Below are 19,749 nucleotides of genomic sequence, written 5' to 3'. Positions count from 1 at the left end.
ATTAAGCGCCCCCTTGTTGACCCCTTAGTTGGTCAGGCGCGTCTTTTCCGTCACGTCGATCTGAACCACGCGCGCGTCATGAACGGTCAGCGTGATCGATCCGAAGCGCAACGCCTCCAGCACGCCGCGCACCTTGTCGATGCTGGCGGTGATGTCGGCCCGCTGCCCGTCGATGCGGGCGTGACGGAGTTCGATGGTTTTATGTTCGCTCATGGACACCTCTAATTCCGTCTAATATCTCAACTTTAGAGATAGACAAAAAAGCAAATATAAGGGGCGCGCAAGTTTGCCTTGTCGCGCCCCTCGGGGGTGAGCTTCTAGGGGTGGAGGGTAGGGCGCGGGGCTTTGCTGCTGCGATCCTGCTGGGCCATGGGCAAAGCGGGGCGCATCTGCCGCATGGCGGACGCCTGCTCTTGCGCATTGTCGATCAGCCGTTCGAGCAGTGTCTGTCCGAATTGCCAGTCGCCCAGACCCGATTGCGCGTTGATATGGCCGGCATAGCCTGCATCGACGAACTGGCTGCCCCAATTTTTGCCGATGCTGTGAGCGCGCTCGAAAAAGATATAGGGGTCGTCGCGGCTACCCACCAAAATGGACGGGAAGGGCAGTTGCGCGCGCGGGGTCGGGCCGAAGCCGCCGATCGTCTCGGGCGTTTCCATCCGGTCGCAATCGGGCGGCGCCACTAGCAGAGCGCCCGTCACCGGCCAGCCATAGGCCTGGCTTTGCAAGGCGCCCCACCAGGCGACGGCCATGCAGCCCAGGCTGTGCGCGGCCAATATCACCGGCCCGTTCGCCTCACGAATGGCGGCATCCAGCCGCGTGACCCAGGCGTTGCGGTTGGGACTGGCCCAGCTGCCCAGATCGACGCGCTCGCAATCGCCGCGCTTTTCCTCCCACAAACTCTGCCAATGATCCGGCCCGCTATTGTTCAGGCCGGGGATGGTCAACACGACCGGCTGGCGCGCGTCACCCGAAAAACCGAATCGCTCCATGCTCTGATCCTCATCCTTCAAGTCGAGCCTTCTACAGTAATTCTATTTATCCGGTAGACAATGGCCAAGCGGTGAATTGTGGTGAAATCTAGGCAGCCGGAATGTCGTTACGCAGACATGTGAACGGCCGGGACGACACCGTGCCGTCCCGGCCGCCATGCGGGCATTAGCCGCGCATCACCAGGGATAGATAAGCCCATAATATTGGTACACATTCCGGCCATAGCCCTCATCATAGTCTGGCCGCTGGTCGGTGCCATATCGAGGGGCGTTGTCGAGCAGTTGCTTGTCCAGATCGACGACATAGCCGCCCTGGTCGGTGTCATAGGTCAGCATCGACCAGGGCAGGGGATAATGGTCATGGCCCATGCCCAGAAAGCCGCCGAATGACAGTACGGCATAGCGGACCTGCCCGGACCGCTTGTCCACCATGAAGTTGGAAATCTTGCCCAGCCGTTCGCCTTGCCGGTTGTAGACGGCGGTGCCCTCGACCCGGTCGGAGGCGATCAGGTCGCCGCGATTTTCAAGCGGTAGGTCAGTCATTGTCACTCTCCTGCACGATTGTCTCTGTTACGATGCAACCATGGGGGACCGCCGGGGTTCCTCCGGCTCACAACAAGGAAGATTGCCCATGAAGATCAATCGCAGCGGTTCGGCCGTATGGAGTGGCGGCCTGAAGGACGGGAAGGGCACGATCTCGACCCAGAGTGGTGCGCTGGACGCCTATCCCTACGGCTTTGCGACTCGCTTTGAAGGCGTGCCGGGCAGCAATCCGGAAGAACTGATCGCCGCCGCGCATGCCTCCTGCTTCACCATGGCGCTTTCGCTGATCCTGGGCGAAGCGGGCCTGACGGCCGAGAAGATGGAAACCAGTGCGGTCGTGACGCTGGAAAAACAGGACGACGGTTTCGCCGTCACTGCCAGCCACCTGACGCTCAAGGCCACCATCCCCGGCACCGACGACGCGACCTTTCAGGAACTGGCGGCCAAGGCGAAGGCCGGTTGCCCCATTTCCAAGCTGCTGAAGGCGGACATCAGTCTTGAGGCGGAGTTGCTAGGCTGACGAGCGGTTTCCTGGCGCGGCGATGCTCGCGCCAGGCGATATAGAGGCCGCTGGCGATGATGAGGGTCGCACCGATCCAGGTCGTCGCCATCGGCCAATCCTCGCCGATCGCCACACCCAGCAGGGTGGTCCAGATGATCGCGCTATAATCCATCGGCAGCACGACCGACACCGGTCCCCAGCGCAGCGCGGCGGTCAGGCAAAGCTGCGCGATGCCGCCGAACAGGCCGATGGTCAGCAACAGGCCCCAGGTAACGGGATCATGCGCCTGCGCGACGAAGGGCATGGCGATGCCCAGCGGGATCATCGATAGGGCCGTGAACCAGAACACGACGACGCCGGCCGCCTCCGTCCGGCCCAGTTCGCGCAGGACCAGGCTGACGCTGGCGGTCATCAGCGCGGCGGCGATGGCGACGGCGACGCCCTGCATCGGGAAATGGCCGGCGTCCGGGCGGATCATCACCAGCACGCCGACAAAGCCGATCAGCACCGCCCCCCAGCGATGGATGCCCGTCACTTCCCGCAGGATCAGGGCGGACAGGATCGTGCCGAAAATCGGCATGGTGAAACCGATCGTCGCCGCCTCCGCCGGGGGCAGCAGGATATAAGACAGGAAATTCAGGAGCATGCCGGTCAGGCCCAGCATCATGCGGCTGGCATGGACGCGGATGCGCCGCGTGCGAATGGTCTGCAAGCCGCCGGCCATCGCGACCCAGGCCAGCACCACCGGCAGCGCTAGCGCCTGACGGTAGAAGAGCGATTCCACCACATGCACGCCGCGCTCGCTGGCCAGCCGCACGGTGATGAACATGACCGACAGGCAAATGACGGCGATCAGACGCAGCGCAATGGCGAAGAGCGGGCGATGGGGGCGGTCGGCGGCGGTCACGCTTCCGCCTTAGCCACGACGCAAAGTAGCGCAAGTCTAGCGATCATCATCTTCGTCGCCCCGGACCCGATCCGGGGTCCCGCTGCCTTGTCGGGGGGATATGACTAACAGCTGGACCCCGGGGCAAGCCCGGGGTGACGGAAGTTGGCGATGTTTGTCTTGGTTTACTTGGCCGGCTTGCGGAATTTCAGCGTCATGCGGTCGCTTTCGCCGATCGCCAGATATTTGTCCTTGTCGACATCCTTCTGGCTGAGCGTTGGGGGCAGGGTCCAGACGCCCTTGGGCCAATCGGCCGTATCCTTGGGATTGGCATTCACGTCCGACGCGCCGACATATTCGAAGCCGGCGGCCTGCGCGATGCGGCGGATGGTCGACACCTTCAGATAGCCACTGCTCTTTTCCAGCGCCGTGTCGCGATCCTCGGGCAGGCGATGATCGACCACGCCCAGCGTACCGCCGGGCTTGAGCATGTCGAAGAAGGCCTTGAACGTCGCGGCCTCATTGCCGGCCATGACCATGTTGTGCACGTTGCGGAAGGTCAGGACGGTGTCGACGCTGTTAGCCGGGATGGCGCTGTTTTCCTCGGGATAGGCGACGACCTTCACCTTGCCATAAGCCTCCGGCTTGGCGGCGAGGAACTGCTTGTAGCCGTCCAGATAGCGGCCGGTCGGTTGCAGCGCGTAGAAGCTGCCATGGTCGCGCAGCAACGGCGCCAGGATTTCGGTGTACCAGCCACCGCTCGGCGCATATTCGACGACCGTCTGCTTGGGCGTCACACCGAAGAAGGCGAGGGTTTCGGCCGGGTGGCGATATTTGTCGCGAACGGTGTTTGCCGGGGTACGGCTGGGCGCGGCGATCGCGGTGGCGATCGGATCGGCCGCCTGGTGATGGCCGGCATGTTGGGCGATGACGGCGCCGACCGGCAGGATGAGGGCGGCGGCGGCAAGCAGTGCGGGAAGGCGCATCGGGCAATCCTCTTATCGTGATGATTGCATCCGATGTGCCTGCCCTTCACTGGCATGACAAGCGTTTAGAATTCCCGGATCAGCCTTATCCCGGCCTTGGGTCGAAAGACGCCGCCATACGGCCTTTCCGCGCCGATGCCGGCCTGCACATTGACCTTGTCCGCCAGCCGCTGGTGGATTTGGGGCATCGCCAGCATATAGCCGTCCGCGCCGCCGCGATAGTTGAGTTCCAGCCCCAATATCTGTCCGTCGGCGCTGTCGTAAAATAGCGAATGGTTGACGATGGCCGCATTGCGCCCGCGTCCGCCGGAAAGGGAGACGTCGCCAAGCCCCGCCATCGACACGCTGCTCCAGCGGTCATTGTAGCGATGCGCCACCATATAGGCGAAGCTGCTGCGATAATGGCGGGCATCGCGGTCGTAAATGCCCAGATATTGTACGCCATGGGCGCTACGCCCGCCGTTGAACGTGCCGAAGGCCGCCTGCAACCCCAGCTTCAGTTCCACCAGCCGACCATCCTTGAACGGCAATTCGCCCTCGATCGCGAAACCGTCGGCCAGCGCATATTCGACTTCGGGCGCCCATTGCACGCTGCGATCGGCGCCGGACAGCGATGTGGTCGCCAGCGTATTGGCCTCCATCTCGCCCCGTTTCGCGCCCAGCGGCCGCATCATGTCGAAGACCATCGGCTCGGGCACGTCGGGATAGTGTGTTTGGGCCTTCGCCGGTGCGCATAGGCCGATAAAAAGAAACGCCACCCCGTGGCTGACGGGATGGCGTATGGTTCGTCGAAACACTGGATACTCCCTGCATCGTTGCAACTGAGGCACTTACGCAGGGGGAGAGGCTCTTATTCCATCAGAGACAGGCTTCCAGGAAAGGCTGGTCGAAACCGAACATCCGCGCCTTGTCCAGCGTGTAGGGGCGCAGGCCCATCGAGCGATATTCGCCGATGATCTTCCCGCTGTCATCCTCGTCATGATATTCGAATTTGAACAATTCCTGGGTGACGATGACGTCGCCTTCCATGCCGATCACCTCGGTCACGTTGGTGATGCGGCGCGAACCGTCGCGCAGGCGCTTCACCTGAATGATCAGGTCGACCGAATCGGCGATCTGCTTGGAAATCGCTTCCTTGGGTATCTTGATGTCGCCCATCAGAATCATGTTTTCCATACGGCCCAGGCACTCGCGCGGGCTGTTGGCGTGGAGCGTACACATGGACCCATCATGGCCCGTATTCATCGCTGCCAGTAGATCGAAACATTCGGCGCCACGAATTTCGCCCAGGATGATGCGATCAGGCCGCATACGAAGGGCGTTCTTGACCAGATCGCCGATGGTGATCGCGCCTTGACCCTCCAGATTGGGAGGGCGGGTTTCGAGCGGTAGCCAGTGGGGCTGCTGAAGCCGCAATTCGGCCGCGTCCTCGATGGTCAGCACGCGCTCGCCCGGATCGATCATCTTCGACAGGGCGTTGAGCATCGTCGTCTTGCCCGAGCCGGTACCGCCGGAAATGACGATGTTGAAGCGGCAGGCACCGGCGATCTTCAGCGCCGTCGCCATCTTCGGCGACATCGCGCCCCATTGGGCCAGCATGTCGATGGTGATCGGCTTGGCCGAAAATTTACGGATGGAAATCGCCGTGCCCTTCAGGCTCAGCGGCGGCACGATCACGTTGACGCGGGAACCGTCGGGCAGGCGGGCGTCGGCCAGCGGCGTGGTCTGGTCGACGCGGCGGCCGACCTTGTTCACGATACGCTGGGCGATCTGGAACAGATGCTCCTCGTCGCGGAACTTGATCGGGGCAATGATCAGCTTGCCCTTCTTTTCGATATAGGTCTGTTCCGGGCCGTTCACCATGATGTCGGTGACGTCCGGGTCGGACAGCAATTCTTCGAGCGGACCAAGGCCGAGCAGTTCGTCGACCAGTACCTTTTCCAGCGCGAACTGTTCGCGCCGGTTCAGCGTCAGCTTCAGTTCCGCCAGCACTTCCATGATGATCGGGCGGAATTCCTCCGCCAGTTCATCCTTGGTCAGGGTCGCGGCCGCTTCGGGATCGACACGTTCCAGCAGGCGGGGGAGCACCTGCTCCTTGATCTTGTGGACGCTGGCTTCGAAACCCTGTGGTCCGGCATCGGGCAGATGTTCGGCATTGGCACGGTCGGACAGGCGCGCCATGGCATCGGCATTGCGCTGCATCTGGCTGGTCGGCGCCGCCAGCGGATCGAAGGCCGCTTCGCCCGGCAGGGATGCGATGTCCAGCGGCGGGAACTGATCGCCACCGCGCGGCGCCTCTTCACGCGTCGCCACGCCGCCTTGCATCGGCCGGGCCACCCCGAAGCCGGGCTTGATCCCGGCAGGTCCATTTTTCCGTCCAAAGGCGCTCATGCTTCTCCGCCACTTTGTCGCGACCGGCCCCGCCACCCCGGAAGGGTCCGATCATCTATGGGTGATAAAGGTGAATAGGCTGGAAACTTTGATAAAAGGCTAATGGCCTGGAAACGTAGATAGAGCCCGGCCAGCAGCAGCGCTGCGATGAGGCTGATGATGCGCCCGACGCTTTCCTGCCAAAGGGTGACGCGAACCAGCCGGTAGGTGCCCGGACGTGGCGCGTCGAAATGGATGATCGGACCTGCGGACGGGATGACCGCCCCGTCATGTTCCACCTGCCAGATCGGGAAAGCGGCGCGACCCACCATCACAGGCCCCGCGCGATCGACGGTGATGATATCGCCGCGCGGCAGATGCTGCCATTGGCGTAGATCCATTATGCGGCCAGCCTTCTCGGTCGGTCGGCCGTCGAACCCCGCAGGCAGATATTCGGGCGCATCGGGCAGGTCGCGCGACAGCATGACGAGATCGATCGGCCGGGAAAAGCGCCTTACGGTCATCTGCGTCCAGTGCCCGTAAGCGAATAGGATCAGTCCTGCGCTCAGGCCCGTGGTCAAGATGGAAGGCCTTGAGGTCAGCAGCGCGGTGATCGCAGCAAATTCGACGATGGCCAGCAGCCGCCAGGGAAACTGGACCTGACTCAGGAGCGGCATGTCCCACATCAAGGGGATCAGCCCCACAGACGACAGGCCGGTGATCAATATGATGATGCGCCAGATTGGCGGCGCGCGCAGCGCAACCAGCATGGCGGCAACGGCGACGGCCGGAAATCCGAGATTGAGGAGGATAAGCGGCTGCGGCGCCAGTAACGACCAGGAGGTTGGGCGGTGCCACGAACTCCACAACCATTGCGTCGAAATCAGATGCTGCAACGTCAGGGCCGGCAACAGATAGAAGGCGGCCAGCCCGATCGCCAAGACGCCTGCCAGCGTTGCGGGCAGCAGAACGTTGCGGTCGGTTCTCAGCCGGTCGATCAGCAAAGGTGCGATCAGGAACAATGCCGTCAGCATCGCCATTGGCAGATGTGTGATCAACAATCCGGCGAAGGACAAACAGAGCAAAAGCGTGCCGTTACGCTGCGGAAGCCGTGCGATACTCAGTGCCATCAGCGGCAGAAAGACGAACGTCGCGGATTCCGCCATCGCCCCCCGCACATAAATGTCCATCAGATGATAAGGCGCCGCCATGTAGATCAGCGCGCCGAGTAATGGTTTGGTATGACGTTCGGTCAGCCAAGCGTGCATCGCCATACCTGACAGCGCCAGCAAAATGGCGGCGGTAGCCGTGACCGCAAAGGGGGTCGGCAGGCCTGTCGCCCTGATCCCGCCCGCCAGCCAATAGGGTGCGGGGGGATAGAAATAAAAGGCGGGGCTGCCCAATCCTTGAAAGCTGTCCGGCAGCCAGCGGGGATAAAGATTGCCTGCGGCCATCGCCCTGCCGAACTGCTCCGTCCATATAAGGCTGTAATGGATATCGTCGGTGTCGCCCGGTCCCCACAGAAGGTTCGGGAGCATGATCGCCAGTGCCGCCAGTGCGATGATGGCATAGCGACCGTATGTCAGCTTCACGAAACGCGTCCTTTCAGCCGTGCGTTTGCGTGGTCATGCGAGATAATGGTTAACAGATCGCCCATCGATCGATCCGGCGGTCCTTCTCACAGAGGGTAGGGCAATATTAACCATTATTCGCCGATACAGGCCGGACGGCGGGACCATTCCGCACAGGCAACTGGATGCGGCCCCATGCTATCGTCGATCTCGATCGTCATTCCGGTATATAATGAACAGGAAAGCATATCTGCCTTCCTGGACGCCGCCCGTCCGGCCGTGGGCCGCGCGCTGGCCCTGATCGGGCCGCACGCCCGCGCCGAATATCTGTTCGTCAACGACGGCAGCAGCGATCGCACCGCCGATATCCTGACCATATTGGCGCGATTCAATCCCGAAGTCCGCGCCATTTCGTTGTCCCGCAATTTCGGCAAGGAAGCAGCGCTGGCCGCCGGCATAGATCATGCGCAAGGCGATGCGGTGATCCCGATCGATGTGGATATGCAGGATCCGCCCGAACTGATCGTGGACATGGTCCGCGAATGGCTGGCGGGCGCGCAGGTGGTCAACGCCCGTCGTGTCGATCGCTCCAGCGACGGCTGGTTCAAGCGGTGGAGCGCGCAGCGATTCTATCGTCTGCTCAACCGCATGTCCGATTATCCCATCCCCGAAAATGTTGGCGATTTCCGACTGCTCGATCGACAGGCCGTCGATGTCATCAAACAATTGGGCGAACAGGCGCGATTCAACAAGGGACTGTTTTCCTGGATCGGTTTTCGCGTCGCGACGGTGGATTATGCCCGCGCGCCGCGGGAAGCAGGCACGACAAAATGGCGCTGGGGCAAGCTATGGGGTTTGGCGGTCGACGGTATTACGGCATCCACGACCATGCCTTTGCGCATCTGGTCCTATATTGGCGGCGGCATCGCCCTGCTGGCCTTTGTCTATGCCGCATTTCTGATCGCCCATACGGTCGTGACCGGTATTGACGTGCCCGGCTATGCGTCGATCATGGTCGCAGTGTTGATGCTGGGGGGACTCAATCTGTTGAGTCTGGGCATTATCGGTGAATATCTGGGGCGGGTGGCGCGTGAAGTGCGCAGGCGCCCGCTCTATGTGGTAGACGAACAGGGCGCGTCCGCATCGGCCCTCTCATCGGAACCAAAATCAGGGGAAGAGGAACAATGGACCGGTCAGTCTATGCGAGCATGAGCGCGCAGGAGGGCACCCATTGGTGGTTCGTTGCCCGTCGCGCCATAGTGGATCGCCTGATTCGAACCCAGGTTGCACCCCGTCCCGACGCCCGCATATTGGAAGCGGGATGCGGCACGGGCGGCAACCTGACCATGCTCGCCCGTCATGGCACAGTGGAAGCGCTGGAATATGATGGCGAGGCGCGGGCCTTTGCCAGCGAGCGGGGCGTCGCACGGATAGAAGCGGGCATGTTGCCTGGGACAATCGGGTTCGGCGACCAGCGTTATGATCTTATCGCGCTGCTCGACGTGCTGGAGCATGTGGAAGAGGATCGCGCATCGCTGGCCGCATTGCGCGCGCGTTTGGCGGATGGCGGGCGTATCCTGTTGACCGTGCCGGCCGTGCCTTGGCTTTGGTCCGATCATGACGTGCTGCACCATCATAAGCGTCGCTACACATTGGCGGGATTGCAGGCCGTGGCGGAGGCCGCAGGATTGACGGTGCAATCCGTCGGCTATTTTAACAGCCTGTTATTCCCGGTCGCCGTCGCGACCCGGACGGTACATCGGCTGTTGCGGCGAAAGGGTGGGCTGGACAGTGAACCATCACCCATCATCAACGGCGCCTTGCGCATGATCTTCGGGTGGGAGCGCTATCTGCTTGGCCGCATCCGCTTTCCGATCGGCCTGTCGCTCTACGCCGTGCTATCAGATTAGAATTTCATTCGGGTGATACCAATGGCCATCCCAGCATGTCGCCGGTTCGGCCGGGCTGATGCGCGCAGGGTTGGTGGGGCGGACCAGCGCAGGCATGTCCGCCAGCGGGGCGAGGTACGAGCCTTTGGGCTGGAAGCCGAAACTCTGGTCCCATGCCTTGAAGAAACTGCATCGGACCTGCGGCGCGGGCGGGTGGGCGAAGGCGCGGCGAACTTCATATAGACCGGTGATGCTGCCGATCAGTAATGGCACGACGAGCCACAGCCGGCTGCGCGGTTCGCGGGTCAGTGCGTCGGCGACCATGACGGCGAGGATGGCGAGCGCGCTGACCGACGCGCGCATCATAAAGTCGATCGACCAGCCGACCTGAAGAAAGGGAATGGCGAGCAGCCATATCGTCAGCAGCGCCAGCGTATCGCGTCCAAATCGCGGGCGCCGGACGATCAGGGCCAGCGGCGCGACATAGACCAGCACCTCCAGCAGTTCGAACAGCCCCCATTGCAGCGGCGCGACTGTCATCAGCCGTGCGCCCACGCCGTCATTGGCGGCGCCCAGATAAAGGAGGCCCGGCCCGCAAAGCAGGGTCGCGAGCGCAGGGATGGCGATGTCCGTGATCTTCAATTGGCGGCGGAGCAGCGTCTGCACCCCCGCCAGCGCGGCAAAGGGCATCGCCCCCATCAATCCCAGGGGCGAAAGCAGGGCGGTCAGCGGTAGCAGCGCCAGCGCGGCGCCCAAAGGCGCCTTGCCCCCGCGGCAGAGCAGATAGGCCAACGCCCCGATCCAGCCCGACAGTGCATGTTGCGGCACCCAGAAGGCCAGGGTGATGGTCGAGCTATATTGGAGATAGGCCCAATTTTCGAGATGGTCGGACAATCCGCCGCGAAACAGGATACGGCCGAGCGCATCCAGGCCGGAAAAGCCGATCACCACGGCCAGCGCCACCAGCCTGTGCTGGCGCGTGGCAAACAAGGTCGAGCCCAGCGCCAGCACGCTGCCCAGCAACAGGCCGTTCTGGATCAGCAGCGCAATGTCGCCGGCTCGTCCACCCAGAGTCTTGGCGACGAGGGCAGGGGCCAGGAACATGCCGATCGGTGCGCGCAGCACATCCGGCGTGGCGCGGGCGGTGTAGACGAACGGCCATGGATTGACGACCATATCCCGCATCGCCGCCAGCCGGACCTGCCAGTCTATATTGGCGTAGAAGAAGCGCCCCTCACCCCCCAGGAGCAGCAGGATCAGCGCGACGCCGATACAGGTGAACCAGGTGACGGCACTGGGTCCGTCAAAGTTGCGGGTCGCCCTGACGACGAGGACGCATAGCCCGGCCAGCATCGCGGCGCCCAGCCCATAGGCCCAGAGCGGCATGACGTCGAGGAAGCGCCACAGCAGCAATTGGTCCGCGCCCAGCCATGCGGCGAGAAAGGCCAGTAATGCGCCGCCAGGCAGCGGACGGCAGAGCGGGTTGGGGCTGGAGAAGGGCGACTGCATGACGCCAGCGTCATGGCAAAGAAAAAGGGGCGCGGAAAGCGCCCCTTCAACCGATCATCGTTCGATCCGACGATCTCCGGCTGATCAGCCAGCCTTTTCGGCGAGAACCGTCAGGCCCTTTTCATTCACCTCGGCAAAGCCGCCTTCGACCGGAATGATTTCCGGTGCGGCGCCGGCCGTTGCGAAAAGCTGGATATTGCCGTCGCGCACGGTCGACATGAAGGGCGCATGACCCTCCAGCACGCCGAAGTCGCCGTCGGTGCCGGGAACGACCACCTGATAGACCTCTTCCGAGCGGACGAGCTTTTCCGGGGTCACGAGTTCGAAATGCAGTGCCATTTTTTCGATCCTAAGCCCCTCCCTTTCAAGGGAGGGGTTGGGGGTGGGTGCCATCGCAAGGCGATGGCCTGCAACCTCTAAGGATAGGTCAAAAGCTCGCTGCGCTCGCGACCCACCCCAACCCCTCCCTTGAAAGGGAGGGGCTTTTTATAGGCTTAAGCCGCTTCGGCGGCCAGCTTCTTAGCCTTTTCGACGGCTTCGTCGATGCCGCCGACCATGTAGAAGGCGTTTTCGGGCAGATGGTCATATTCGCCTTCGACCACGGCCTTGAACGACTTCACCGTGTCTTCGATCTGGACGAACTTGCCCGAGATGCCGGTGAAGACTTCGGCGACGTGGAAAGGCTGCGACAGAAACTTCTGGATCTTGCGCGCGCGGGCGACGGTCAGCTTATCTTCTTCCGACAGTTCGTCCATGCCCAGGATCGCGATGATGTCCTGCAGCGACTTGTACTTCTGAAGGATCGACTGCACGGCGCGGGCGGTGTCATAATGTTCCTGACCCACGGTGCGCGGCTCCAGAACGCGGCTGGTCGAATCCAGCGGATCGACCGCCGGATAGATGCCCAGTTCCGAAATGGCGCGGTTGAGAACGGTCGTCGCATCAAGATGCGCGAACGAGGTCGCAGGCGCCGGATCGGTCAGATCGTCCGCGGGAACATACACGGCCTGAACCGAGGTGATCGAACCCTTGTTGGTCGAGGTGATGCGCTCCTGCAGCGCCCCCATGTCGGTCGACAGGGTCGGCTGATAGCCCACGGCCGAAGGAATACGGCCCAGCAGAGCCGACACTTCCGCGCCCGCCTGCGTGAAGCGGAAGATGTTGTCGACGAAGAACAGAACGTCCTGATTTTCGACGTCGCGGAAATATTCGGCGATGGTCAGACCCGACAGGGCGACGCGTGCGCGCGCGCCCGGGGGCTCGTTCATCTGGCCGTACACCAGCGCAACCTTCGACCCTTCGCTGATCGCGTTGCCGTCGGCGTCCTTGGCGATGACGCCCGCGTCGAGGAATTCGTGATAGAGGTCGTTGCCTTCACGGGTGCGTTCACCCACGCCTGCGAAGACCGATGTGCCGCCATGGCCCTTGGCGATGTTGTTGATCAGTTCCTGGATGAGAACCGTCTTGCCCACGCCGGCGCCGCCAAACAGGCCGATCTTGCCGCCCTTGGCATAGGGGGCCAGAAGGTCGATGACCTTGATGCCGGTGACAAGGATCGCGCTTTCGGTCGACTGATCGACGAACTCGGGCGCCTTGGCATGGATGGGCGAGCGCAGTTCGGTCTGGACCGGGCCACGTTCGTCGATCGGTTCGCCCACGACGTTCAGGATGCGGCCGAGCGTGGCCGGGCCGACGGGCACCTTGATCTGCGCACCGGTGTCGGTGACGTCCTGACCGCGGGTCAGGCCGTCGGTCGAGTCCATCGCGATGGTGCGAACGGTGTTTTCACCCAGATGCTGGGCGACTTCCAGCACCAGGCGCTGGCCGTTGTTGCTGGTTTCCAGCGCCGAGAGAATGGCCGGGAGTGCATCCGGGAAGGTCACGTCGACGACGGCGCCGATGACCTGCGAAATGCGGCCTACATTGTTGGTGGTTGCCATGACTTATGTCCTTGCCTGCACTTAAAGGGCTTCGGCGCCCGAGATGATTTCGACGAGTTCGGTGGTGATCGCGGCCTGACGGCTGCGGTTATACTGGATGTTCAGCTTGTTGATGAGGTCGCCGGCATTGCGGGTCGCATTGTCCATCGCGGTCATCGACGCGCCCTGTTCCGACGCGTTGTTTTCCAGCAACGCCTTGAACAGCTGGATCGAGATGTTGCGCGGCAACAGATCGTCCAGGATCGCTTCCTCGCTCGGCTCATATTCCACCGTGGCGGGGATGGCGTTGCGGTCGGCATCGGCCGGGATCTTGACCGGGATGATCTGCTGCTCGGTCGGGATCTGCGCCAGGGCCGACTTGAAGCGCGAATAGAAGAGGTGCGCGACGTCGAACTTGCCGTCCAGGAACATCTTGCTCAGTTCCTGTGCGATGGCCTGCGCCTGGGCGAAGCCCGGCTCCTTCGTGCCGGTCGTGTCATATTGCGCGACGATCTTGCCGGGATAGGTGCGGCTGATGACCGGGCGACCCTTGCGACCGATCAGGTAGAATTGCACGGTCTTGCCGTCCAGTTCCAGTTCGCGCGCCTTGGCGAGAGCGGCCTTGACGATATTGGCGTTGAATGCGCCGGCGAGGCCGCGGTCGCTGTTGGCGACGACCAGCAGATGCACCTGATCCTTGCCAGTGCCGGCGAGCAGCGGCGATGCGCCTTCGCCCGAACCGCCAGCGATCTTCGACGCGAGCGAGGCCACGACGGCTTCGAGGCGGCTGGAATAGGGGCGGGCGGCTTCGGCAGCGGCCTGCGCCTTACGCAGCTTGGCAGCGGCGACCATCTGCTTGGCCTTGGTGATCTTCTGCGTCGACTTCACCGAGTCACGGCGAAGCTTCAGTTCCTTGAGGCTAGGCATAGTTCAAACATTCCGAGCAAGGGCCAGACGGCCCGCGAGACCAAAGAAACCGACGCCCATGGCGCCTTCGAACCAGCGCATCGCGCTGCTTTGACCGACCTTGCGGCCCGCCTTGGTAGCCAGCAGCGCGAGCAGGGCGCACCAGACGAAACCCAGTGCATAGACGATCGCGATCAGCAACATGCCCTGCCACGGCGCATCCGGGCCGGTACCGACGAATTGCGGCAATGCGGCCAGGAAGAAGATCGCGACCTTCGGGTTCAGCACGGTGCTGACGAAACCCTGCATGAAGGGCGATCCGCCGATCCGCAGCTTTTCCGTCGTCGCCGGCGCCGGTTTGATCGCGCCGCGCAACAGTCCGATGCCCATCCAGGCCAGATAGAGCGCGCCGGCGATCTTCACCGCCATGAACAACCCCGGCACCGCGTTCAGCACGCTGAGAAAACCGAAGCCGCACAGCAGCATGTAGAACAAACCGCCCAGCTGGATGCCGCCGATCGTCGCCATCCCCGCCTTCAGCCCACGGCGCGCTGCGTGACCGGCCACCAACATGGTGTCCGGTCCCGGCAGCAGCACCAGACCGATCGACATCACGGTCCAGGCAAGAAGGGAGTGGGCGGTCAGCACTGACTTAGGCGAAGGTCTTGCCGAACGAGTCCAGCGCAGCCTTCAGCTTGCTCTTCGCGTCGTCGCCCAGATCCTTGCTGTCGCGGATCGCGGTCAGCACTTCGGGGTGGTCGTGACGCAGATAGGCGAGCATCAGCTCTTCGTAACGGGTCACGTCCTTGACGGCGACGCTGTCGAGATAGCCGTTGGTGCCCGCGAAGATCGACGCGGTCTGCTCTTCGAACGGCAGGGGCGAGAACTGACCCTGCTTGAGCAGCTCGGTCAGGCGCGCGCCGCGGTTCAGCAGCTTTTGCGTCGATGCGTCGAGGTCAGACCCGAACTGGGCGAAGGCCGCCATTTCGCGATACTGGGCCAGCTCCAGCTTGATCGAGCCGGACACCTTCTTCATCGCCTTGGTCTGCGCGGCGGAACCGACGCGCGACACCGACAGGCCCACGTTGATGGCCGGACGGATGCCCTGGTAGAAGAGGTTGGTTTCCAGGAAGATCTGGCCGTCGGTGATCGAAATCACGTTGGTCGGGATGTAGGCGGAAACGTCGCCCGCCTGCGTTTCGATGATCGGCAGCGCGGTCAGCGAGCCCGAGCCATTTTCCTTGTTCATCTTGGCAGCGCGCTCCAGCAGGCGGCTGTGCAGATAGAAAACGTCGCCCGGATAGGCTTCGCGGCCCGGAGGGCGACGCAGCAGCAGCGACATCTGGCGATAGGCCACGGCCTGCTTCGACAGATCGTCATAGACGATGACGGCGTGCATGCCGTTGTCGCGGAAATATTCGCCCATCGTCACGCCCGTATAGGGGGCGAGATACTGGAGCGGTGCGGGTTCCGAAGCGGTCGCGGCGACGACGATGGAATATTCCATCGCGCCATTTTCTTCGAGCTGCTTGACGATCTGCGCGACGGTCGAGCGCTTCTGGCCGATCGCGACGTAGATGCAGTAGAGCTTCTTGCTCTCGTCATCGCCGGCGTTGGCGGCCTTCTGGTTGATGAAGGTGTCGATCGCGACGGCGGTCTTGCCGGTCTGGCGATCGCCGATGATCAGTTCGCGCTGGCCGCGGCCGACGGGGACGAGCGTGTCGATGGCCTTGAGGCCGGTCTGAACGGGCTCATGGACCGAGGTGCGCGGGATGATGCCGGGCGCCTTGCGCTCGACGCGCATGCGCTGGTCGGACACGATCGGGCCTTTGCCGTCGATCGGGTTGCCCAGACCGTCGACCACGCGGCCCAGCAGGCCCTTGCCGACGGGGACGTCCACGATGGTGCCGGTGCGCTTGACGGTGTCGCCTTCCTTGATCTCGGCGTCCGAGCCGAAGATCACGACGCCGACATTGTCGGCTTCCAGGTTCAGCGCCATGCCCTGCACGCCATTGGCGAACTCGACCATTTCGCCCGCCTGGACGTTGTCGAGGCCATGGACGCGGGCGATGCCGTCACCCACGGTCAGCACGGAACCGACTTCGCTAACCTGCGCTTCGGTGCCGAAATTGGCGATCTGGTCCTTGATGACCTTCGAAATTTCTGCGGCGTTGATATCCATGACTTAGCCTTTCATGGCCTGTGCGAGCGTATTCAAACGGGTACGGATGGAGCTGTCGATCATCTGGCTGCCGATCTTGACGACCAGCCCGCCCAGGATCGCGGGGTCGACCTTCGCGTCGAGCGTGACGTTGCGGCCGACGCGCGCCTTGAGGCTGTTGGCCAGAGCAGCGATCTGGTCGGCGTCGAGCGGGTGGGCGCTCGTCACTTCGGCGCGGGCCTCACCCTTGTGATTCGACAACAGCGTTTCATAGGCGCGGATCACGGCGGGCAATTGGCCCAGGCGACGGTTCTGGGCGAGCACGCCCAGAAATTTCGTCGTCAATGCGTCGGTCCCCATGGAGGATGCGACGGCGGCGATCGTCTTGCCTGCTGCGTCACGGCTGAGAACCGGGCTGTTGATCAGCCCCTTGAAATCGGGCGACTGCGCAATAGCTTGTTTCAACCCGGCAAGGCTGTCCGCCACCGTGTCGAGCGATTGTGCGTCGCGAGCCAAGTCGAACAGCGCCACCGCGTAGCGGCCGCTGAGACTGGCCTGAATGCCGCTATTAATCTCCACGCGCCTGCCGTCCTCCGTGATTTGCGGGTCATGCAAAAAGAGGGCGCGGTCTGATCCCGTCCCGAGCCCCTGTTGCCGGGCCGGTTAGCAGTGCGATTATGACTATGCAAGTCATGTGACGCGATTCCAGCGATAGTGCGAAAAACGCCCTATTTGACTGAGTATTTCCGCTGCGACGAATCGGTCATCCGGCAGGATCGGCCGGTGCAAGCCGTCCCTTTTGGCAATGATAGACGATCCGCTCGTTGGGTTGAGCCGGAAGCAACGTTGTCACGTCGCTCTGGAGCGTCGCGATCCGCGACAGGAGTCCGGAGTCGCTGCCGCAGCCCTTGATCGGCCCTTTGCCCGGTCCTTCCTTCAAAAGGGCGCGGGCCTTGTCCATCGTGTCGATGTCGGGCAGCCAGCGTTGCACGCGCAACGTGCCGGTGGCCGGATCGAACTGGCTGCTGGTCACGAAATTGCCGTCGTCGGGGACGGAGGTGCGCTGCCACGCCGTGCCCGACGCGACATATTGGGTGTCGCCGTTGACGCAGCCGCCATCGGCCCAGTTCAGCCCGATATCATTGGGTTGCGATACGGTCAGGCGGCTGCGGGCCAGATCGACCTTGCAGATATTCTCGCCGGTCCAGGCGAAGGCGCCGTTGCCGACCACGCTCTTGTCCGCGGGCAGCTTCATCCGCTCGTCCACGCTGGCGAAGCTGGGGCGCAGGAAGAACAGGCCCAGCGCCGCCAGCAGCAGCACACCGCCACCGGCCAGGAACCAGGTGGCCTGTTTTTCCTTGCCCTGATTGTAGAAAAGGCCACCCGCGCCCAGGCCCAGTACGGCGAGTGCCAGCAGCACGGCGGCGCCGGCCATCGCATTCTCGCGCGCGGTGATGACGTCGCGTTCGGCCGCATCGCGGGCGCGGGTCATTTCCTGCTCGCGCGCGTCGGCGCTGGCGCGGCTCTTCTGTTCGGTCGCCTGCGATTCGCGCTGGGTGATGCTCGCTTCGGCAGCGTCGGCCTCCGCCATCGACCGGCAGGGGACGATGCTATGGAGCGACGATACGCCCGCCTGCCGCAGGAAGGAGGCGACCTCGCGCCAGGAGACGGCAAAGCCGAATTCCGCATCATTGCCGTCCGACACGGATCCGAAGCTGTTGACGCCCAGCACCCGGCCGCAATCGTCGGCCAGCGGCCCGCCGCTGTTGCCGGCCGCCAGCGGGGCGGTGTGCAGGATGGTGTCGAAACTCTGGCTGGCTCGGCCCGATGAAATGTTGCCGCTGGTCTTCACCGTGGCGAGCGGCTCCACCAACTGCTTGAGACCCAGGCCCTGCGCCCGGTCGACCGTGCCGGGATAGCCGATGGCGGTGACATGCTGCCCATCCGTCACCGCGCCGGCATAGAAGGTCGATACCGGCAGATGGCCTTGCTCCAGCTGGATCAGAGCCAGGTCGTTGCCCGGCGAATAGGCGATGATTCGCCCGCCATAGGTTTTCGTGCCTTCCGACGGGATCACGCCGATGACCAGATTCTTCTCCTCCCGCGCCAGTTCGACGACATGGGCGTTGGTCAGAACCTTGTCCGGGGCGACCGCAAAGCCGCTGCCATGGCCCACGAAATAGGCGTCCGATCCATCGGTCGCGACCAGCGCGACGCGGACCACGCCGCGCGCAGCGGCGGCGATATCCTGCTGTTCGGCATGGAGGGACGCAGGCGCCAACAGCGCGAACGTGAGGCCAAGGATCGGGGCGAAGCGGCGGAGGAGGGCGGTCATAGCTGTGCGCATCAATATTGCATGGCGCGCGCCGCGCAATGTGGAAAAGACGAAATGCTTTGATCGCAAGGCGCGGGAAGAAGGGCGACGGGCGATCGCCTATCCCCTATCGTCATGAACCAGATGACTCGCCTTGTCCCCGCCCCCTTGCCCGACCTGCCCGATCCGGACGTCTGCTGGGCCGCTTTTTTGCGTCGCGACCGGGCGATGGACGGGCTGTTCGTCGGCTGCGTCGCCACCACCGGCATCTATTGCAAGCCAAGCTGTGCGGCGCGCCACCCGAGACGGGAGAATATGTCCTTCCAGCCCGATCCTGCAGCGGCGCGGGCGGCGGGTTTTCGCGCCTGCCTGCGCTGCCACCCGGATGCGGTCGGGCGGGATCGGCTGGCGGTGGAGAAGGCGATCGCCTTTATCGAGGCGGCGGAGGAGGTGCCCCTGTTGGAGACGATCGCCGCCCATGCCGGCTATGCCCCGCATCATTTCCATCGCCTCTTCAAGCGGGAGACGGGCCTGACCCCGGCCGCCTATGCGCGGGGACTGCGCGCCGCGCGGCTGAAGGACGCATTGGGGCGGGAGGGCCGCGTGACCGACGCGATCTATGAGGCGGGCTATAATGCGCCCAGCCGCGCCTATGTCGATGCGAGCCAGCATCTGGGCATGACGCCGAGCGCGTGGAAGGATGGCGGGCGCGGCGTTTCCATCCGCTGGCGCACGGTGGACAGCAGCCTGGGGGCGATGCTGGTGGCGGCGACGGACAAGGGGCTGTGCCGTATCAGCTTCGGGGAAGGGCAGGCGGAATTGCACGCCCGCTTTCCGCAGGCCGATCTGCAACCGGCCGATGCAGAATTGGACGCCATTGCGGCGCGGGTCGCCATGTTGGTGGATGATCCGGCTGCGGGTGCGGATTTGCCGACCGATGTGCGCGGCACCGCCTTCCAGCAGGCGGTCTGGGCCGCCCTGCGCGCCATCCCGCCTGGCGAGACGCGCAGCTATGGCGAGATCGCCGCGGCGATCGGTCGCCCCGGTGCCGTCCGGGCGGCGGGCACGGCGTGCGGCGACAATAATCTCGCCATCCTCATCCCCTGTCACCGTGTCGTGCGCCGCGATGGCAGCATGGGCGGCTATGCCTGGGGCCTGGACAAGAAACAGGCGCTGCTCGCCAAAGAAAAAGGCAAGTAAC

20 protein-coding genes are annotated in these 19,749 nt (G+C 63.4%); 4 read left to right on the top strand and 16 right to left on the bottom strand.

Going from position 1 to position 19,749, the window contains the following annotated elements; all coding sequences use genetic code 11:
* Positions 1–24: 24 nt before the first annotated feature.
* The 3 genes from F4U95_RS04865 to F4U95_RS04855 form a co-directional block, all read right to left on the bottom strand.
* Positions 25–213 (bottom strand): YezD family protein, encoded by a 189-nt coding sequence (locus F4U95_RS04865; RefSeq protein ID WP_120249316.1) that lies wholly within the window; start codon positions 211–213, stop codon positions 25–27.
* 104 nt (positions 214–317) lie between these two features.
* Complete coding sequence (locus tag F4U95_RS04860) at positions 318–992, bottom strand: RBBP9/YdeN family alpha/beta hydrolase (protein ID WP_120251928.1); 675 nt, start codon at positions 990–992, stop codon at positions 318–320.
* Positions 993–1,169: 177 nt separating this feature from the next.
* On the bottom strand, positions 1,170–1,535 hold the full coding sequence (locus F4U95_RS04855; RefSeq protein ID WP_150424802.1) for a PRC-barrel domain-containing protein: 366 nt from the start codon (positions 1,533–1,535) through the stop codon (positions 1,170–1,172).
* Between the two features lie 88 nt (positions 1,536–1,623).
* Here F4U95_RS04855 and F4U95_RS04850 point away from each other — a divergent pair, with 88 nt between their 5' ends.
* Positions 1,624–2,055 carry an OsmC family protein gene (locus tag F4U95_RS04850; RefSeq protein WP_056687533.1) on the top strand — a complete coding sequence of 144 codons (432 nt, stop codon included), beginning with the start codon at positions 1,624–1,626 and terminating at the stop codon, positions 2,053–2,055.
* Here F4U95_RS04850 and F4U95_RS04845 read toward each other — a convergent pair.
* The 5 genes from F4U95_RS04845 to F4U95_RS04825 form a co-directional block, all read right to left on the bottom strand.
* Positions 2,027–2,905 (bottom strand): DMT family transporter, encoded by an 879-nt coding sequence (locus F4U95_RS04845; RefSeq protein ID WP_281347228.1) that lies wholly within the window; start codon positions 2,903–2,905, stop codon positions 2,027–2,029. The two genes, F4U95_RS04850 and F4U95_RS04845, sit on opposite strands and share 29 nt — an antisense overlap.
* 203 nt (positions 2,906–3,108) lie before the next feature.
* Positions 3,109–3,909 (bottom strand): class I SAM-dependent methyltransferase, encoded by an 801-nt coding sequence (locus F4U95_RS04840; protein WP_150424800.1) that lies wholly within the window; start codon positions 3,907–3,909, stop codon positions 3,109–3,111.
* Between the two features lie 65 nt (positions 3,910–3,974).
* The gene (locus F4U95_RS04835; RefSeq protein WP_246171492.1) at positions 3,975–4,667 is read right to left on the bottom strand and encodes a hypothetical protein; all 693 of its coding nucleotides are present in this window, start codon (positions 4,665–4,667) and stop codon (positions 3,975–3,977) included.
* 100 nt (positions 4,668–4,767) lie between these two features.
* Positions 4,768–6,300, bottom strand: a complete 1,533-nt coding sequence (locus F4U95_RS04830) for a TadA family conjugal transfer-associated ATPase (protein ID WP_120251930.1) — start codon at positions 6,298–6,300, stop codon at positions 4,768–4,770.
* Positions 6,297–7,871, bottom strand: a complete 1,575-nt coding sequence (locus F4U95_RS04825) for an integral membrane-like protein (protein ID WP_150424799.1) — start codon at positions 7,869–7,871, stop codon at positions 6,297–6,299. Before F4U95_RS04825 ends, F4U95_RS04830 begins: the two co-directional genes overlap by 4 nt.
* Positions 7,872–8,045: 174 nt before the next feature.
* Here F4U95_RS04825 and F4U95_RS04820 point away from each other — a divergent pair, with 174 nt between their 5' ends.
* Together F4U95_RS04820 and F4U95_RS04815 are read left to right on the top strand one after the other, a co-directional pair.
* Positions 8,046–9,062 (top strand): glycosyltransferase family 2 protein, encoded by a 1,017-nt coding sequence (locus F4U95_RS04820; RefSeq protein WP_150424798.1) that lies wholly within the window; start codon positions 8,046–8,048, stop codon positions 9,060–9,062.
* The gene (locus F4U95_RS04815; RefSeq protein WP_150424797.1) at positions 9,035–9,760 is read left to right on the top strand and encodes a class I SAM-dependent methyltransferase; all 726 of its coding nucleotides are present in this window, start codon (positions 9,035–9,037) and stop codon (positions 9,758–9,760) included. Before F4U95_RS04820 ends, F4U95_RS04815 begins: the two co-directional genes overlap by 28 nt.
* Here F4U95_RS04815 and F4U95_RS04810 read toward each other — a convergent pair.
* The 8 genes from F4U95_RS04810 to F4U95_RS04775 form a co-directional block, all read right to left on the bottom strand.
* The gene (locus tag F4U95_RS04810; protein ID WP_150424796.1) at positions 9,752–11,248 is read right to left on the bottom strand and encodes a hypothetical protein; all 1,497 of its coding nucleotides are present in this window, start codon (positions 11,246–11,248) and stop codon (positions 9,752–9,754) included. The two genes, F4U95_RS04815 and F4U95_RS04810, sit on opposite strands and share 9 nt — an antisense overlap.
* An 84-nt stretch (positions 11,249–11,332) precedes the next feature.
* Positions 11,333–11,587 (bottom strand): ATP synthase F1 subunit epsilon, encoded by a 255-nt coding sequence (locus F4U95_RS04805; RefSeq protein WP_120249323.1) that lies wholly within the window; start codon positions 11,585–11,587, stop codon positions 11,333–11,335.
* Between the two features lie 155 nt (positions 11,588–11,742).
* Positions 11,743–13,188: a F0F1 ATP synthase subunit beta gene (gene atpD, locus F4U95_RS04800; RefSeq protein ID WP_120249324.1), complete on the bottom strand. Its 1,446-nt coding sequence runs from the start codon at positions 13,186–13,188 to the stop codon at positions 11,743–11,745.
* Positions 13,189–13,209: 21 nt separating this feature from the next.
* Positions 13,210–14,094 (bottom strand): F0F1 ATP synthase subunit gamma, encoded by an 885-nt coding sequence (locus F4U95_RS04795; RefSeq protein WP_150424795.1) that lies wholly within the window; start codon positions 14,092–14,094, stop codon positions 13,210–13,212.
* Between the two features lie 3 nt (positions 14,095–14,097).
* Entirely contained in the window at positions 14,098–14,685 is a 588-nt protein-coding gene (locus F4U95_RS04790; protein ID WP_120249326.1) for a LysE family translocator, read from the bottom strand.
* Between the two features lie 40 nt (positions 14,686–14,725).
* The gene (atpA, locus tag F4U95_RS04785) at positions 14,726–16,255 is read right to left on the bottom strand and encodes a F0F1 ATP synthase subunit alpha (RefSeq protein ID WP_120249327.1); all 1,530 of its coding nucleotides are present in this window, start codon (positions 16,253–16,255) and stop codon (positions 14,726–14,728) included.
* Between the two features lie 3 nt (positions 16,256–16,258).
* Positions 16,259–16,813 (bottom strand): F0F1 ATP synthase subunit delta, encoded by a 555-nt coding sequence (locus F4U95_RS04780; protein WP_120251931.1) that lies wholly within the window; start codon positions 16,811–16,813, stop codon positions 16,259–16,261.
* A 184-nt stretch (positions 16,814–16,997) separates the two neighbouring features.
* Positions 16,998–18,569: a S1C family serine protease gene (locus tag F4U95_RS04775; RefSeq protein ID WP_150424794.1), complete on the bottom strand. Its 1,572-nt coding sequence runs from the start codon at positions 18,567–18,569 to the stop codon at positions 16,998–17,000.
* A gap of 114 nt (positions 18,570–18,683) precedes the next feature.
* Between F4U95_RS04775 and ada the strand changes: the two genes are divergently transcribed.
* Entirely contained in the window at positions 18,684–19,748 is a 1,065-nt protein-coding gene (gene ada, locus F4U95_RS04770) for a bifunctional DNA-binding transcriptional regulator/O6-methylguanine-DNA methyltransferase Ada (protein ID WP_150424793.1), read from the top strand.
* The last annotated feature ends 1 nt before the right edge of the window (position 19,749 follow it).

It is taken from the genome of Sphingobium limneticum, from assembly GCF_008710165.1.
Lineage (GTDB): Bacteria > Pseudomonadota > Alphaproteobacteria > Sphingomonadales > Sphingomonadaceae > Sphingobium > Sphingobium limneticum.
This window is presented reverse-complemented; position numbering and strand designations above follow the sequence as displayed.

Coding starts and splice junctions, on each gene's coding strand:
- F4U95_RS04815 (WP_150424797.1), top strand. CDS start 9,035: ATGGACCGGTCAGTCTATGCGAGCATGAGCGCGCAGGAGGGCACCCAT.
- F4U95_RS04810 (WP_150424796.1), bottom strand. CDS start 11,248: ATGCAGTCGCCCTTCTCCAGCCCCAACCCGCTCTGCCGTCCGCTGCCT.
- F4U95_RS04795 (WP_150424795.1), bottom strand. CDS start 14,094: ATGCCTAGCCTCAAGGAACTGAAGCTTCGCCGTGACTCGGTGAAGTCG.
- atpA (WP_120249327.1), bottom strand. CDS start 16,255: ATGGATATCAACGCCGCAGAAATTTCGAAGGTCATCAAGGACCAGATC.
- F4U95_RS04775 (WP_150424794.1), bottom strand. CDS start 18,569: ATGACCGCCCTCCTCCGCCGCTTCGCCCCGATCCTTGGCCTCACGTTC.
- F4U95_RS04790 (WP_120249326.1), bottom strand. CDS start 14,685: ATGTCGATCGGTCTGGTGCTGCTGCCGGGACCGGACACCATGTTGGTG.
- F4U95_RS04860 (WP_120251928.1), bottom strand. CDS start 992: ATGGAGCGATTCGGTTTTTCGGGTGACGCGCGCCAGCCGGTCGTGTTG.
- F4U95_RS04820 (WP_150424798.1), top strand. CDS start 8,046: ATGCTATCGTCGATCTCGATCGTCATTCCGGTATATAATGAACAGGAA.
- F4U95_RS04865 (WP_120249316.1), bottom strand. CDS start 213: ATGAGCGAACATAAAACCATCGAACTCCGTCACGCCCGCATCGACGGG.
- F4U95_RS04855 (WP_150424802.1), bottom strand. CDS start 1,535: ATGACTGACCTACCGCTTGAAAATCGCGGCGACCTGATCGCCTCCGAC.
- atpD (WP_120249324.1), bottom strand. CDS start 13,188: ATGGCAACCACCAACAATGTAGGCCGCATTTCGCAGGTCATCGGCGCC.
- F4U95_RS04850 (WP_056687533.1), top strand. CDS start 1,624: ATGAAGATCAATCGCAGCGGTTCGGCCGTATGGAGTGGCGGCCTGAAG.
- F4U95_RS04805 (WP_120249323.1), bottom strand. CDS start 11,587: ATGGCACTGCATTTCGAACTCGTGACCCCGGAAAAGCTCGTCCGCTCG.
- ada (WP_150424793.1), top strand. CDS start 18,684: ATGAACCAGATGACTCGCCTTGTCCCCGCCCCCTTGCCCGACCTGCCC.
- F4U95_RS04830 (WP_120251930.1), bottom strand. CDS start 6,300: ATGAGCGCCTTTGGACGGAAAAATGGACCTGCCGGGATCAAGCCCGGC.
- F4U95_RS04840 (WP_150424800.1), bottom strand. CDS start 3,909: ATGCGCCTTCCCGCACTGCTTGCCGCCGCCGCCCTCATCCTGCCGGTC.